This is a genomic window from Candidatus Acidiferrales bacterium (genome assembly GCA_035515795.1).
Classification (GTDB): domain Bacteria; phylum Bacteroidota; class Ignavibacteria; order Kryptoniales; family JAKASW01; genus JAKASW01.
Genome location: DATJAY010000005.1, coordinates 36874 through 52371 on the forward strand (window position 1 = coordinate 36874; position 15498 = coordinate 52371).

Annotated in this window: 7 protein-coding genes; 5 read left to right on the forward strand and 2 right to left on the reverse strand. The window is 48.0% G+C overall.

Annotation, left to right across the window (positions count from 1 at the left end):
• The first annotated feature begins 55 nt into the window (after positions 1-55).
• Positions 56-994, forward strand: coding sequence for a BadF/BadG/BcrA/BcrD ATPase family protein (locus VLX91_04050; protein ID HUI29367.1), 939 nt, complete (start codon positions 56-58; stop codon positions 992-994).
• On the forward strand, positions 991-4029 hold the full coding sequence (locus VLX91_04055; protein HUI29368.1) for a glycoside hydrolase family 3 N-terminal domain-containing protein: 3039 nt from the start codon (positions 991-993) through the stop codon (positions 4027-4029). The genes VLX91_04050 and VLX91_04055 overlap by 4 nt, the downstream gene beginning before the upstream one ends.
• Positions 4030-4145: 116 nt before the next feature.
• On the opposite strand, the gene VLX91_04060 is transcribed toward VLX91_04055, so the two are convergent.
• Together VLX91_04060 and nagB are read right to left on the reverse strand one after the other, a co-directional pair.
• Positions 4146-5420, reverse strand: a complete 1275-nt coding sequence (locus VLX91_04060; protein ID HUI29369.1) for a GlmU family protein — start codon at positions 5418-5420, stop codon at positions 4146-4148.
• 129 nt (positions 5421-5549) lie between these two features.
• Positions 5550-6332 carry a glucosamine-6-phosphate deaminase gene (gene nagB, locus VLX91_04065; protein ID HUI29370.1) on the reverse strand — a complete coding sequence of 261 codons (783 nt, stop codon included), beginning with the start codon at positions 6330-6332 and terminating at the stop codon, positions 5550-5552.
• Positions 6333-6963: 631 nt separating this feature from the next.
• Here nagB and VLX91_04070 point away from each other — a divergent pair.
• Genes VLX91_04070 through VLX91_04080 form a run of 3 tightly spaced genes read left to right on the forward strand, consistent with a single transcriptional unit; the run spans position 6964 to position 15438 of the window.
• A complete protein-coding gene (locus VLX91_04070) occupies positions 6964-8421 on the forward strand; it encodes a hypothetical protein (GenBank protein HUI29371.1) in 1458 nt (485 codons plus the stop codon).
• Positions 8422-8462: 41 nt separating this feature from the next.
• Positions 8463-11555, forward strand: coding sequence for a TonB-dependent receptor (locus tag VLX91_04075; GenBank protein HUI29372.1), 3093 nt, complete (start codon positions 8463-8465; stop codon positions 11553-11555).
• Between the two features lie 22 nt (positions 11556-11577).
• Positions 11578-15438, forward strand: a complete 3861-nt coding sequence (locus tag VLX91_04080) for a hypothetical protein (protein HUI29373.1) — start codon at positions 11578-11580, stop codon at positions 15436-15438.
• Positions 15439-15498: the final 60 nt, after the last annotated feature.

A 15498-nucleotide genomic window follows, 5' to 3' on the forward strand; every position in this document is an offset into this window, starting at 1 on the left:
CGAAAACATGGGGACATTAATTGTTTCCATAGGTTCGATAGCATAGATTTTATAAATGAGTAAATTGCAGAAATATTTTCTTGGCGTCGATGGCGGGGCGACAAAAACAACCGCGGCAATAATAAATTCGGGAAAGGAGGTTCTCGATGAAAAGGCGGGCGGTCCGTCAAATTTTCAGATCATTGGAATTCCTCAGACATCGAGAAATATTTTAGATATTACATTGGTGATGCTGGATAGCGCCAATTTGAAGTTTGCGGAAATTGCCGGGATATTTCTCGGCTTGACGGGCGCTGGAGAGAAGCGCGAACAAGACCGGATGAAAAAAGGATTTGAAGAATTCGTGCTAAGCATGCATCTGCCTGTACCATGGATCGGCGTTGAAAGCGATGCGCTTGCCGCACTTGAAGGCGCCTTTCCGGGAAAAGAGGGAATGGTCCTGATAAGCGGCACTGGTTCGATCCTGCTTGCAAAGGATGCGGCCGGCACCGTTTACAGGGTCGGCGGATGGGGCCGCTTCGTGGGGGATGAAGGGAGCGGGTACGCGATCGGCAGGGCAGGCCTGAAAGCCTACGCCGAGCAGCATGATGGACGCGGGAAGAAAACTAAGATTTCAGACTTCGTGGAGAAAGAACTGAATATAGACTCTCCGCAGTCATTGGTTCTAAAGATATACCATGAGAATTTCGACATTGCCTCGACAGCAAGATTTGTTCTTGCGGCGGCAGAAAAGGGCGACGAAGTTGCCCTTTCCATACTCGATGACGCTGCAAAAGATTTATTTTTACATGTCAGCGCAGCCATTTCAAAGATTGGCAAAGAAGTTTCAATTGCATTCATGGGAGGTATTCTCACTCACGAAAACATGCTCGTTGCTAAGCTCACATATCTAATTCGCCAGAGATACCCGGCGATGAAGATTATACTGCCAGAACGATCTGCTGCCGTTGGAGCGGCTTTACTCGCGATGAAGGGAGTCGAAGCACATAAATGACAAAATTGATCCCTTTTTATGCCTTTATCGCATTTCTCGTTTATGGGTGCACGGCGGCAAACCATTCGACGTCGCGGAAGAGCACAACCGATAAAGAACAACCTTCCATAACGTCGGCGGCCACAACCCATGTTGGTGTCTCGACCGACGCGTATCCTGTGGAACATTCGGAGAACTACAAATGGAATGCCGACGAAAATTGGGTTGATGGAACACTACGTTCTCTTACGCTTAGAGAAAAAGTTGCACAAATGATAGTACCCTATTCTCTGTCGCAGTACTTTAGTGAAGATGATCCCGAATATAAAGACTTGGTCCATATGGTCCGCGATGAAAAAGTCGGCGGAATAGTGGTATCCCTGGGAAACATTTATGAACAGGCAGTCTTGTTAAACAGACTTCAGAAGCTTGCCGATGTGCCGCTATTGATATCGTCCGACTACGAAAACGGATTGGGCATGCGGCTCACGGGAGGAATTTCTTTCCCGAGCAACATGGCGCTCGGTGCGACGCGAGACTCGGCACTCGTCTACGAGATCGGAAAAGCTGTAGGAAGAGAAGCTCGTGCGGTCGGTGTTTTTCAAAATTATGCGCCTGTCTCGGACGTAAATGATAATCCTGAGAATCCTATTATCAACGTCCGTTCTTACGGCGAGAATCCTGAGCTCGTCGCAAAGCTTGCTTCTGCATTCATCAAGGGCAATCAGGATGGAGGAGTCATCGCAACGGCAAAGCATTTTCCGGGTCATGGTGATACTCAAGTTGACTCTCACCTTGGGTTACCGGTGATCAATTATGGATTCGAAAGACTCGACACCGTGGAATTGGTCCCATTCAGGGCAGACATTGCAGCAGGGGTGAAGTCGGTCATGGTGGCACATATAGCGTTCCCAAAGATAGAGACAAAACAGGGTATTCCGGGAACTCTATCGCCCGGCATTACTACCGGCGTGCTCAAAGACTCTTTAGGCTTTCACGGTCTTGTCGTCACAGACGCTATGACCATGAAAGGAGTGACCAGCGAGTTTTCGGGTGCCGAAGCGGCGATAAGAGCGGTGAAGGCGGGAGCCGATATTGTGCTGATGCCTCCGGACAACAACGTCGCGATAGACGCGATCACAAAGGCAGTGGAACGCGGCGAAATCAATCGATCAAGAATTGACAGCGCAGTAAGAAAGATTCTCATGATGAAATCCGAACTGGGTTTGAACGGAAATAGAATTGTCGATCTGAGCAATATCCCGAAGGTTGTCGGCACGGAAGAACATGAGCTTCTTGCGGAACATGCTGCGCGCCGCTCGATCACCATTGTCAAAAATGAGGGTAACGTCCTGCCGCTTCAATATGAGCAGCCGCAGCGCATGGTCTGCCTGATCGTCGCGGACAACAGCGACCCCAACGTGGCAAGAGATTTTAAACAAGAATTGCTGCAAAGGTATGAGAACGTAAGCTTCTTGCAGATCGATCCTTCGTCTAACGAACTTGACTTCCAGAACGCGCTGAGCGTGGTAGCCAACTCCGGTTTAATACTTATTCCGACTTACGTACGCTGGCGTTCCGGCAGCGGAACGATCGATTTCACTCCTCCAGTTCAGTCATTTCTTCAGAAGGTGACAAACTCCAGGAAACCCGTAGTTATGGTCTCATTTGGAAACCCTTATTTGCTCAGGAGTGTCCCTAATGTGCCGGCATATGTTTGTGCCTATGGCGACATGAAAGTTTCGGTTCAGGCTGCCGTCCAGACGCTCTTCGGCGAAATAAACGTAAGCGGAAAACTTCCCGTGACAATTTCCGGTGTGGCGAAATATGGAGACGGAATTGATTTGCCGCAAACAAGCCTGAGATTTGCCGCTGCCCAAGAGGCGGGGTTTAATTCGATGAAGTTGGCGCAGCTTGATTCCATCCTCAACTTCTGGATCGCCGACAGCGCATTTCCATGCGCACAGCTTTTGGTGGCGAAGGACGGCAAGATCGTTTTCGATAAAGCGTTTGGCACTTATGATTATTCGCCGCTTTCACGGACGATCGATTTGAATACGATGTTTGATCTCGCGTCGCTGACAAAGATTTGCGCCACAACATTTGCCGCAATGAAACTGTACGGGGAAGGGAAGCTGGATATCGAGGCACCTGTCGCGAAGTACTTGCCACAGTTCGGGCAAAACGGCAAAGAGAAAATAACCGTTCGTGATCTTCTTGTGCACGACAGCGGACTCCCGCCTGATCCGCCGATGTTTCTATGGGATACTTCTGTAATTCCTCAAGAACAGATGGATAGGCTTTTGAGAGATCCGCGTTCTTTTGTCGAAGCCGACTCGTTCGGGAGCAACTTCAATGCGGCGCATGAAGCGATGTGGGATTCTTTATACGCGACGCTGCTCAATTATCCCACGGGTACGAAGATGGTGTACAGCGACATAAATTTCCTGGTGATCGGGAAAATCGTAGAAAAAATTACGGGGATGACGCTCGATAAATATGTTGAAGAAAACTTTTATCATCCGCTGGGAATGGTGCACACAATGTTCACCCCGCCTGCGTCGCTTGCACAGATATGTGCACCGACCGAATATGATTCTGCAGCGGGCTACTTGATACAGGGAGTGGTGCACGACGAAAATTCCCGCTCCCTTGGCGGTGTCACCGGGCATGCCGGATTGTTTTCAACGGCTGATGATATCGCAATTTGTTTGCAGCTGATTTTGAATCATGGCACCTACGACGGACGCCGTTATTTGCAGGACTCGGTGATCGCATTGTTCACGCGGAAGCAATCCGATCTAAGCACACGCGCACTCGGCTGGGATACGAAAGCACCGGCTCCTCATTATTCGAGCTCGGGGCATTATTTTTCTCCTAATTCTTTCGGTCACACGGGTTTTACAGGAACTTCAATTTGGATCGACCCTGTCAGGAATTTATTTGTCGTTCTATTTACGAACAGGGTTTGTCCGACCCGCGAGAACGAAAAGATTGAGAAGGCAAGACCCGACATCCATGATGCGGTCATAAAGGCTCTTATGAATGACAAGTAAGTCGGCCGCGCTGAGACTTTAACAGAGCAAGATTTCAGCCGCGTGCTTCCGCATCTTGGAAAAGATAGCTACGCGGCCGGAGAAAAAATCGCAACTGAGACCAATATCGTGATCGACTAGTCCTTTACACCGGTCGCGGCGCGCTCCTCTTTCGTCATTTCGAAGACTTTTCTTAAAAGCTGCTCGGAAGCGTCGCTCATGTTTGTTTTCCTTCGCGTCATGACTTTTCTTGCGACGTCGATAGCTTTGTCGATCTTATATGTCACGAAGCCGTCTGATGTACCGCCCCACGAGAATGCAGGAACATACTTCGGCGGGATTCCCGCTCCGTAGATGTTGCAGCAAACGCTCACAACCGTTCCGGTGTTGAACATTGAATTGATTCCGCACTTGGAATGATCGCCCATCGTCAATCCGACAAACTGTGAGCCGCTGTCGATGAGCGAGCCGTCATTATAGACCTTGACACTTCCATAGTCATTCTTGAGGTCGCTGTTGTTTGAATCGGCACCGATGTTTACCCACTCTCCCAAATATGCATGACCGAGAAATCCTTCATGCTGCTTGTTGGAGTAAGCGTGTATGATGGACTCCTCGACCTCGCCGCCCACCTTGCACGTCTCACCGATCGTCGTGTTTTCATAAATCTTTGCACCAACCTTGATAACGCTGTTCTCGCCTATAAAGGCTGGACCTTCAATCACGGCGTTCGGCATGATCTTCGCGTTTTTTGAAATGTAAATCGGACCTTCCTCGGCGTCGAGAACTGCACCCGGTTTGACTTTTGCTCCCTCCGCGATATGAATCTGGGAGGGATTTAATAGATGAACTCCTTCATATACCTTTCCGAGAATCTTTGGCGTTCCATTGGTTAGAACGGTAAAATCCGAAGCAAGTCTCGATCCATTATACTGGAAGAGCTCCCAGGGAAAAGTAATGAGCGGCGCTTGTTGAAATTCTCTCTTGTTAATTGACGCGAACAAATCTGACGTCAGGACGCCCTCTTTTAGTGAAGATCTAATCCGATTCAGGTTTTCATTCGAAAGCCATGCGGCGATCACGACGTTGTCCTTGTAGAATACAATATCTTTGCCGGGATACTTGTCTCCGAAAATCTTTGCTTCGTCAGCTGACATTAGAAGCCGGCCATTTATCAACAAAGCCTCTTTTGTCTCAGAAGGAAATTTGTTCACCGAGACGTCTGCACTCTTTTCCTTGACAACACTTGCCAGGTATTCTCTCGAATGAAGAGTGAGAGTTACATTTGGATAAGACCGGAGGATTTTTTCTTTCAGAGTGGTGATTCCGCACCTCAGGTCATAAGCAGGACGGAAATGAACAAGTGGCAAGAGTTTTTTATAATAATTATCTTCGAATATGCAGAGATGCATAAATTACCTTTGACGTTATTGACAAAATCTCAATTGTCTCTTTACATGAATGCAGTTGATGCCTATGGTGCACAACGGGTAGCCTGCGTTAATCTATGACCAGGACCGGCGAACATCCAGCATTTACTCTTAACCGTAAGTCACAAATTCTGCAGAGAGTTTTGCTGCGGCCTTCTTGTCGATCAAGATGATTGCTTTCCTGTGGAGCTGCATGGCGGAACCCGGGCACATTGCGGTAACAGGTCCTTCGACAGCGGACTTCACGGCATCCGCTTTTCCATCTCCATTTGCGAGGAGGAGCAATTCTTTAGACTCCATTATCGTTCCGACTCCCATTGTTATTGCGTATCGTGGAACATCTTTCGTGTTCTTAAAGAACCTAGAATTGTCCCTGACAGTTTTTTCAGTAAGAGTTTTTATTCTTGTTCGGGATCCCAGTGAAGATCCGGGTTCGTTGAAAGCTATGTGGCCGTTCCCTCCTATTCCGAGGATTTGCATATCGATGCCGCCGTACTTTCTCATCTCGTCTTCGTACCACCTGCAAAATTGTTCAATCTTTGGCTCGGTCTCGAACGAAGAAATTTTTAAATCGCCGTACATTCCCTGGGGAATGTAAACATGGGAGGGGTTGACATTGATATGTTTGAAGAGATTTTCCCGCATAAAATAATGATAACTCTGGTCATGTTCGGGCGGAAGTCCGATGTATTCGTCAAGATTAAAGGTTACGACCTTTGAGAAGTCGAGGCCATCGTTCTTGTGAAGCCTTATGAGTTCTTTGTAAAGCCCGAGCGGCGAACTTCCCGTCGCTAGCCCGAGAACAAGATTGGGCTTTTGCCTGATTCTTGATGCAACAATTTCAGCTCCCCTTTTGCTCATCGCATCGTAGTCTTCATGTACAACGACTAACATGTTTTCCATCTCCTCTTTTGATTTGGCAAGAAATGATTGTCGTGTCGTGGGTGATATAACCTTGAACGAAAGTTAACGCTATTATTAAAGAACGGTTCTTAATATTGCCAGTGGAAACTAAGCAAATGTTTATGATTAAACAAACTTCAAACCGTGGGCGGATAAATTTTTCCCAATGATATAATAATGAAAATGATCAAGACAACACCGGGTTTTTGTTTACTCCGGCGGATCTTCTTGATTTTGCAGGGAATCCATTGCGGGTACGCAGCGTAAGTGTTTTAACTCTTTAGTGTGGTCCTTATTTCGGCCGACGGACGATTTGTTCCAATATTTTTGTTTTCCTCTTGACTTTCCAGAAGTTTCTCCATATCATTAAATCGGTTCAATTGTCATAAAACTGGTTCATAATTTAGAACCGGATTCTGGCTTTTTATGCAAACAATAACAGGAGGCAGTGCATGAGTGTTGAACAAACCGATCTTTTCCGCCGGGCGGACACCATCTCCCAAAAATATTAATCAACCGGCACCATCGATGACCCCTTTTCTTTCTTACGGGTCCTCATTTCGCAGGGTGTACCGAGACGGTACCTATCAAACTATCATGGCTAAGAGCGGAAGGTGCTAAATTGACTTTGATACTAAATCGAAGACACATAAGGTCACCTTTTTTTGTCTTTGCCTTCCTTTCTCTTGCGGTTACCGCGGCTCAAAATCGATCCGGGCAGAAAATTCTTGCGACCGTCGATGGCAAGGTAATTACTGTCGAAGAGTTCAAACAAAGAAGCGAGTTTATTCCACGACCAATTCCATTCGAGGATAAAAATACCACTCTTAACAATCTGATATCGGAAAAGCTCCTCGCGATAGAAGCGGAACGGCACAAGCTCCCGCTGAGCCGTGAAATGCTCGACAACATAAGAGGCATCAAAGAGCAAAAAATGCGAGAGGAGCTTTATTACGCCGAGGCATACGACAAGGTCGAGTTAGATATCAATAACGTGAAAAACGCATGCAGACTTTCACAACGCGAATACACTGTCGAATATTGTACGATAAGCAGCGGAAAGCTGGCGCGTGCAATGAAGACGGTGAAGAATCAACTTCCGCAGTTCAGCGACAGTCTGTTCTTGGCCGAGGAGAAAACTCTGAACAGGAAACCTGTCCATGATGTGAAATTCGATGACCCCGATGACGATGCGATCCATGATGCTTTGTTTGCAAAGCTCCTGAATGTTGGCACAGTTGTCGGTCCGATCAAACTTAGCGACGGTCAACATATACTAATCAAAGTAACTAATTGGGCGGATCATCCGATCCTGGGTGGCGAGGACGAAGTGGTTAGATGGAATGAAGTCCAGAGTAAGTTGCACCGAATCGAGGGAGACAAATTGTGGCGCGCCTATGAGTCAAAGGTAATGCGCGGGAAGAAATTGGATTTCAACAGAGAGACATTTGAGGTCCTCTCTAACTGGGCAATGGAAAAATACTTAAGCAGACAGGATTCCACGAGATTCAGAATAAGTGAAATTCCCGTCAGGCCCAACATCGATCTGGATTCGCCATTCTTCACTTTGGACAAAAAGGTGTGGACTGTCGGCGATTTCCGGGACGAAGTGATGTCTCATCCACTCGTTTTTAGAAACACCGATGCAGATTCCACGAACTTCAAAAGACAATTTGAGTTGGCAGTCGTCGATCTGATGAGAGATCATTTCCTGACGCGGAATGCTTACAGGGAACATTTGGATACTACTGCAGATGCAAGAATCTCTGAAGAGATGTGGAAGGATTCCTTTATGTCGGGCTATGAAGCGAAGAGCATCATGGATGCCGCGTTGGATAAGGGGTTAATCAAAGAAAGCGATAATCTTGGAAAGATAAAGTTTTGGGATGCGTATCTGGACAGTTTGCAGGGAGTCTACAGCGATTCTATTCGCATAAACTGCAACGAATTCAAGAAAATCAATCTGACGCATGTAGATATGGTTGCATGGCAGCCGCAGAACCCATATCCTCTTGTCGTTCCCAATTTCCCGGCTCTGATTGCTTCAGGAGACTTGAGGTACGCGGAGCGGGAGAAATAGATAATCGAAATAAGAACCCAATTAAATCGAGGCCAGGTCCTATGAAAATTAGAATTACAATTTTGTTTCTGGTGCTTCTGCCATTGACGGCCGGCAAAGTACTAGGAGGTACAACCGGTAAGATAGCCGGTACGATTACCGACGCAACAACCAAAGAGCCGTTAATTGGCGCAAATGTCGTCATAAAAGGGACCACGATGGGCGCGTCGAGTGACCTCAACGGCAACTATGCCATATTGAATGTCCAGCCGGGTGTTTACACTCTGGTTTTTTCGATGGTTGGATACCAGAGAGCCGAGGTTCAAGATGTTCAGGTGAACATAGATTTGACGACGGCCGTAAATATGGAATTGAGCGAGGCTGCGGTCCAGAGCGAGACCGTCGTGGTCACCGCCGAAAGGAGGCCGCTGGTACAAAAGGACATGACTTCGTCTCTTTCGACAGTGACTGCAAGTGAGATTCAAGCTCTGCCCGTCGACAATGTCCAGCAGGTGCTGAGGCTAGACGCCGGCATAGTCATGAGCAGCGGTCAGATCACTATTCGCGGAGGGAGACCAGGCGAGGTTGCATATTGGGTCGACGGTGTCGCAACCACCGACGTTTACAACAACTCGATGACCCTGTCGGTTGAAAACTCTTCGATTCAGGAGCTTCAGGTCGTTAGCGGTACCTTCAATGCCGAATATGGTCAGGCAATGTCGGGGATCGTCAATATTGTCACGAAGGACGGCGGCCAGAATTATTCCGGACAAATAAGAGCTTATGGCGGTAATTATCTAAGCAATGACGGAACATTTAGCGTATACAAGAGTCTTGTCACGGCGCAAGACCCTGTAACAAATCAGAATGGTGTCAACACGACCGAGATTACAGGCGGCAATAAAGTCTATCCGCTTGAGCAGGTGCACCCAGTTTATGATGGAGAGTTTACTCTAAGCGGTCCCGTACCACTATTGGAAAATTATCTGACATTTTTTACGAACGAACGTTACTACAACAATCCCGGATATTTCTACGGGGTTAGCTGGTTCTTGCCCGATGGCGTGCCGGGTGATAGTTCAGTCGTGCCGATGAACCCCTATCGAAATATCTCGACCCAGGGAAAACTCACCTTGAAATTAGGCAGCACAATAAAGACGAGCTATGAGATTTTTTACAACAAGTGGAACAGAGACCGGACTTATTACCCATTCAGTTCGAACGATTTCCCTTATAGTTTCAATTCTCACGACTACTTGTACGACCCCGGTGGATTGCCCCAGTCCTTCGGAGACTCTTACACACACATATTTACGTTGAGTCATGACATTTCCCCTTCAACTTTTTACGAAGTGCATGTCAGCAGATATTCCTCGGCGATGAGTCAATACGTATTTGCCGGCCCGACCCAATCTGTGAAATATCTTATAAGTGTTAATGCGGACTCGACCAAGAGCCCGCCAATTGTTGCCGAGACTTTTGATCCGAGCACACCTGCAGGGAAGGCACACCTGCAAGACCTTATTCAAGAGGGAGCACAGTATACTTACGTGCCCGATCCCAGCGGTCCTGACGGCTACATTCAACCAAACACCGACGGGAGCTACAATGCACCAGCTTCTTACAGCTTCATGAACCAGGGCATGGACCCGACCCACACATACCGTAGCACCGCGTACTGGGACGCCAAGCTCGATTTGACAAGTCAGATAAACAAATCTCATCAGCTCAAGTTTGGGGCGGAGGCCCGACTTCATGAGCTTACATTGGATCGTTATCAAATCGTTCCGGCGACCGATTCGACAGGATCGGTGGTAACGCCGTTTGTGCCTGCCGTGCCGGATCCATCAAGCATCTACAGAAGCATGTATGATAGAAAGCCGCGCGAGTTTTCGGCCTACGTTCAGGACAAAATGGAATTCAACGACATAATTGTCAACGTCGGTTTGAGGTATGATTACTTCAATGCTGAGTCGTACATTCCTACCGATCCTACAGACCCTGACATATATTCTCCATTTAAACCTGAGCACACGTATAAGGGTTGGATTCCGATGCCGACGGATTATCAAGGGGCGTTGAGCCAATGGATTGCAGACAACCTGGCTTCAGGTAATTTCACCGAATACACCCCCGCTGAACGCAGAGCCTTCATGTTAAAAAAGGTTGACCCGAAGACGGCTTTTAGCCCCAGGCTTGGGATCGCATTTCCTATTACGGATCGAGGAGTGATCCACTTCTCTTATGGTCATTTCTTCCAGATACCGGAATTCCAATATCTTTATAGTGATCCGGATTTCAAGATCAGCAGCGGCACCGCTACCAATGCGGCACTATTTGGGAACCCGGACCTGAAACCGCAGCGAACTGTCATGTACGAGATCGGGTTGCAGCAGCAGTTAAGCGACGACATCGGAGTTGACTTGACCCTCTTTTACAGAGATGTGCGCGACTGGGTCGGAACAAGCGATGCGCCAATTACAACCGCGCAGGTCGGTGTAACATACGCAATGTTTGAGAACAAGGATTATGAAAATGTGCGTGGTGTGACCCTAAAATTTGACAAACGATTCGATAACAATTTCTCCTTCCGGGTCGACTACACGTTCCAGGTTGCAGAAGGAACCTATTCAAATCCCACAGATGCTTACAATGCAATTCTGAATAATCAGGCGCCGGTTCTTGCCCTTGTTCCGATGAACTGGGACCAAAGGCACACGCTCAACGCTGAGTTAGTATATAGCAAGAGCGATTGGACGATCTCGCTGATCGGAACCTACTGGAGCGGACAACCGTACACCCCGAGCTTCCCATCAGCCGAAGCTACAGGTGCTTCTGCAGTAACAGGCCTGACTACCAATAGCGCATACAAACCTGACCAGAAAGATATTGATTTGACCGTGAGCAAAAGAATCCGGTTTGGTTCTTCCACATACGTCGAGCTTTTCATAAATGTTTACAACTTGCTCGATCAGAGAGATGCATTGGGTGTTTACGGTGACACTGGAAGCCCTGATTACACAACCAACCCTCTGCGGCTGTCACAGATTTCTTACAATTCAAGCCGAGTAGGTACTCCTGACGAATATGTTGTTCAACCCGGTTGGTTCACCTCGCCGCGTCAGGTCCAAGTCGGAGTGTCATTAGGATTTTAAATGAGAATTAGGAGATAATAGAATGAAGAGGCTCTTGTATTTTGTTTCGGCTTTACTTTCTATGGTCGGACTTTTCAAGTCGACAGTAATTGCCCAAATGGAAAATCTGCACGGAGATGACAGAGAGTACCGTATCGGAATGCATTCCGGCAACCAGTTCAGGACAACCTTTTTCAATGACGGAACATGGGGCGGACAGACTCAGAATTATCCGGGAATGAGCATCGTCAAGACAGATATTCCCGGCGAATGGCCGATAAACAGCGGGCACTGGTATCTCATCGATGGAGACACGTACGTACTTTCCGAGGTTGCCGACAACTACGATCCTATAAATCACCGTCTCTTATTGGCTCCCGGGACCGTGCGGCACGTCGAGAGCACTGTCAAAGCAGCTCCCGGAGGTGGTACACAGGGGGACAAGGATCCGGTGACTAATGCATGGTGGACTTTTCTCCCTCTTCCGGGATTTGCCAATCCGAACGATCAATTGATAGCAATGGCGAAAGGAGGCCAACAATGGTTCGACTACACCAAGGGGGCAGGGTCGTGGCCCCGTTCCTGGCCGGATGTGGCAGATCTGAAAAATCCGTATAAGATATATTCATCCGATGGCTGGGCCGGTTCATGGAACGGCTACTTTGGAAGGGACAAATTCAACGCGGATGAAGAAAGCTATTTCGTAGCGGATGATTACGCGAAACAGAAATTCCCTTCATTCAGGCCGGACACAAACGATGTAACGAGAGGCGGGCTGGGAATACGAATGTTCGTAAGAGGATTTCAATGGTCAAATACTCTGGTTCAAGATGCACTGTTTATCGTAAGCGATCTGGAAAACATCGGGACGTACCAGCATAACAAAGTTGTTTTCGGCTACAAGATCGGAAACAACATGGGGCAGACAAACAGCGGACCGGACGCGGGTGATGATGGCGGGAGTTACGATATTTCCAACAATCTTTCCTGGACCTGGGACAATAACGGTCTCGGTGCTTCGGACTGGGGACCAACACCCGTTGGAATTTCCGGCGCGTGTTTGTTGGAGACGCCCGGTGATCCCTTTGACGGGATTGACAATGACAATGATGGAAATCCAAATAGTCCGAACTACGGCATGGCGAACCATGAAGTCGGTGCAGTGCAGCTGGCGACAATCAACGGGCCGCAGACTTTCTATGCTGGCTCCGGGCCAACCATCACCACAGATATGTTCCAGCCAAAAGTCCTTGGCATAGACGACAAGATTGTGCTGATCGATTACAGGGATCCGCATTACAAGCGTACTGTTACAACTTTTAGGCAGGCACTCGCTGATCAGGGGAAAGGGCCAGCGGATACTCTTGATATTACATTCGGCGGATTCGTTTATGAATTTTGGGCGGGAGATACTCTGAAAGAGATCGGTGATAATTTGTTTGATGATAATCTGAACGGAATCATCGACGAAAACAGGGGAGTCGCAGATCCATCGACGGGAATCATCAATTACCTTTATGTGGGGCACAAGTATATTGACTATGCTAATCCGGATCAGACAAGTAACGGTTCGCTCAATCCGCTGATAGATGAACGACGAGACGATGGTGTCGATAACAACGGTAATTGGGTCAATCGCGATAGCTACGGACTTAATGACGATACGGGCCAGGATGGTTTAGGACCCGGCGATCCGGGATATCCTGGAGCCGACAAGGGTGAAGGCGACGGCCTGCCCACTCCAGGAGAAACGCACTTTGATAAAACCGACATAAATGAGAGTGACATGGTCGGCTTAACGAGCTTCAATTTATATCAATGGAATACTGCTGACAAGTTTGGGAACGGAAAACAAGATGACGATCAGGGGTGGTGGAACAGGCTTGCGCCGGGTTCATTTTACGCATACGATCAGGCATCTAATGTTGAACTCGCGTTCGGAGCGGGTTATTTTCCATTGCCTCCTGGTGACATCGAGAGAATCTCTTACTCATTCATCGTTGTTGCCGGTCCGTCAGGCGGCTGGACCGGAGGAGCCGGACCCGCAACGCCTCCGGACAACCTGCTGCAGGAAAAGGATTTCGTCCAGCTTGCCTACGATCAGAATTACAATTTCTCGAAACCTCCGGATATCCCTGTGATCACGTCGGTCGTAACCGGCAATCATAAGGTGACGCTGTTCTGGGACACGAGGGCAGAACGATCGAAGGATCCCATCAGCGGACACGACTTTGAAGGATACAAAATTTACCGCTCAACATATCCGGACTGGAGCGATATGGCCCCGATAACGGATGCACAAGGCAACGTCATCATGCGAAAGCCGTCGGCGCAATTTGATATCGATGAATCGCAGACTCCCGGTCTGGTTGATTCCACAAACACTACGGACTATAAAGGCTATGCTGCTGTGCCTTACGCGCTGCAGGGCATCTACTTCTGGCTTGGCAATGATACCGGGCTGAGGCATTACTTCATCGATACGACCGCGGTAAATGGGATGACCTATTACTATGCGGTAACCTCGTACGACCATGGAGATGCAGCACATGATATTGCTCCAGCTGAATGCTCGAAATACGTTGCGCTTAATCCGGATGGCACTTATGATCATGGTACTAACGTAATCCGAGTTGTTCCCAATTCCCCGGCAGCCGGCTACGTCCCGGCCGATCTTGATACGTCGAAGTTCAGGGCGGGCCTGAATAACACTGCTGATGGGGCACTCAGTTACAAGATCGTTGATGGCACGAAAGTCAAGGAAAATCACACATATCGTATTACGTTTGGGGACAAAGACACGCTATATCAACCCACATCGACGCAGCAAGGTGAATACTACCAGGCTGCTACCCTGAAGACCACCGGAACTTTCACTCTGGTAGATACCACGTCGGGTGATACGGTTATATCAAATTCGCCGCTCTTCGCCGCAAATAACGACGAACTGGCATTGGTCAACCATGATGGTTTCTCGCTGTCGTTCCAGAACGATCCGGCAATGCTGTACTTAGACTTCAGTCCAGCGGCGAAAGCAGGATGGGCAAGAAGAGCCCCCGAGGATAGTATCGATGCCGAGCCTCTTCCATACTACATTTTTGTGCCGTACCGTTCAGGAGACACGAAACATATGCCAACTGATTTAATTCCAACGAATTCTTACGAGATCGATTTTGGAGAAGTTGGAGTTGATACCTCAAAGCCCTTCAAGAATTATGTACTGCCCAATATCTATCAGAAGGTCCCTGCGATTCCTGTAGACTTCACGATAAAAGACACGAAGACTGGCGAGAAGGTCGATTTCGCGTTCTTGGAAAGTGATACGATGCAAGGCGGCCCTGGAGTTTTTTCCTTCAGCAAAGTAAAAACGGGAGCCTCCGCCTCCGATGTTATAATCTTCCTGAATCAAACCGACACAATTCCGGGATGGGCACTGAAGTTTAACGTGGATACCACGGCGAAGACAAGTGGCTATCCTCAGCCGGGTGATCGCTTGATTCTCCCAATGACTCATCCGTTTCTGTCAAACGACTCCTATACATTTACCACCAAGGCAGAAACGGTGGACTCAACGAAGGCAAAAGCCGAGATGGGCAAGATAAGAGTAGTTCCAAATCCGTATATCGTTACCAACTCATGGGAGCCTCACAACGTTTATTCCAATGGCCGTGGAACCAGAGAGCTGCATTTCACTCACCTGCCTCAAAAATGCACGATCGATATTTTTGACGTGCGAGGACAGTTGATCAAGACGATCCATCACAATGCACCTATGGATGATGGTACAGAAGTGTGGAACATGTTGTCTAAGGATAATCTTGAGATCGCGTACGGCATCTACATCTACTACATAGATGCTCCCGGCGTCGGCAGGAAGATTGACAAGTTCGTTGTCATTAAATAGGGAGAGAATAAAATGAACACAACAGGCAAACATATGATTTCCTTCCCTTTCAAAACTGGA

Excerpts from the sequence above, each read along its gene's own strand:
- VLX91_04050 (HUI29367.1), top strand. The coding sequence starts at position 56 with ATGAGTAAATTGCAGAAATATTTTCTTGGCGTCGATGGCGGGGCGACA.
- VLX91_04055 (HUI29368.1), top strand. The coding sequence starts at position 991 with ATGACAAAATTGATCCCTTTTTATGCCTTTATCGCATTTCTCGTTTAT.
- VLX91_04060 (HUI29369.1), bottom strand. The coding sequence starts at position 5,420 with ATGCATCTCTGCATATTCGAAGATAATTATTATAAAAAACTCTTGCCA.
- nagB (HUI29370.1), bottom strand. The coding sequence starts at position 6,332 with ATGTTAGTCGTTGTACATGAAGACTACGATGCGATGAGCAAAAGGGGA.
- VLX91_04075 (HUI29372.1), top strand. The coding sequence starts at position 8,463 with ATGAAAATTAGAATTACAATTTTGTTTCTGGTGCTTCTGCCATTGACG.
- VLX91_04080 (HUI29373.1), top strand. The coding sequence starts at position 11,578 with ATGAAGAGGCTCTTGTATTTTGTTTCGGCTTTACTTTCTATGGTCGGA.